1 protein-coding gene is annotated in these 1,432 nt (G+C 39.5%); it reads left to right on the forward strand.

Annotated features, from left to right (window positions below):
• Window positions 1–120: 120 nt before the first annotated feature.
• A protein-coding gene (locus QYB97_RS25050) for an IS3 family transposase (RefSeq protein WP_301168715.1) occupies window positions 121–1,432 on the forward strand; the annotation gives its coding sequence in 2 pieces (ribosomal slippage) (window positions 121–493 and window positions 493–1,432; 1,313 coding nt annotated over the 2 pieces). This gene is flagged as partial in the annotation.

The raw sequence follows: 1,432 nt of genomic DNA on the forward strand, positions 1-1,432 counted from the left end.
TGAACTGTATCCCGAATTATGGACACTTATAAAAAAGTCCATGGTTCGGGATTTTTTGTGTTTATTCACAAGAAACCCGTTATAATCAAACTAATTAGAGTGAACGGGAGAATAAATGTTATGAGTAAAATTATATTTACAGACTTCCAGCAGAAGCAGTTGGAGAAGAATCCCAATGTTAAACATGTTTCCGAACGATCCATCGCTTACCTTTCTGAGTTTAAGTTAAAAGCGGTAAAGGAAAACATCGCTGGAAAAGGCCCAAAAGATATTTTTATTGAACATGGATTTGATCTACAAATGATTGGACCAGATAAGCCCAATCAATGCTTAAAACGCTGGAGGAAAACGTTTGAAAAGCATGGAGAAACAGGACTGGAAACTGACCTTCGAGGCAAAGGCAGTACGGGACGTCCTTCTTCGAAGGAACAAACAGTGGAAGACCAATTAAAAAAGGCAGAAGCCCGGATTGCATTTTTAGAGATGGAGAATGAGTTCTTAAAAAAGCTCGAGGAACTCGAAAGGCAGGCGAAGAAAAAATAGCTCGGTCCGATAAATTCGGGCTTATTGAAGCAGCACTCCGTAACCACCAAATGAAAGGTATGGTCTCTTACTTATGTTGCCTGGCTGGTGTAAAACGCAAGAGTTATTATGCATGGTTAAAGGCCGAAAATAAGAGAATAGAGAAAGAATATCAAGATGAACAGGATGTCCAATTAATTCGTCAAATTCATCAAAAGAGTAAAGGAAAGGCCGGTGGGCAATTCATTAAAATGGCGCTTGATCAAGAGTATGGAGTTAATATGAATTTGAAGAAAATCTACCGTCTGATGAATAAGTATAATATTCATTCAAACAAAAGGCGTGCCAACCCTTATCGTAAAATGGCAAAAGCTACCCAAGAACACCGAACGTGTGCCCATGTGTTAGATCGAAAATTCGTTCAGGATGAACCAGAGAGGGTCCTTCTTACCGATATTACTTATTTGTATCTGAAAAATGGAACGCCTGCTTATTTGTCGTGTGTCAAAGATGGTGCTACTCGAAAAATTTTAGCTTATTATCTCTCCTCCTCTTTAAAAATGGAGATTGTATATAAAACCTTAAACCGTCTTCAAGAAGCTTTGGACGGTAACATCCATCCCGAAGCGATCCTCCATTCCGACCAAGGAATGCATTATACGCACCCAGAGTTCCGTAACCGAGTAAAAAAACTAGGTTTTATCCAATCCATGTCCCGTAAAGGCAACTGCTGGGATAATGCGCCAATGGAATCCTTCTTTGGTCACATGAAAGATGAGATCGATGCTTCTACCTGTACAAGCTTGGAAGAGTTAAGAAGAATGATTGAGGACTATATAGAGTACTACAACACTTTACGTTATCAGTGGACATTAAAAAGGATGACCCCGGAACAATACCGGGATCATCT

The organism is Fictibacillus fluitans, assembly GCF_030418125.1.
GTDB lineage: Bacteria > Bacillota > Bacilli > Bacillales > Fictibacillaceae > Fictibacillus_C > Fictibacillus_C fluitans.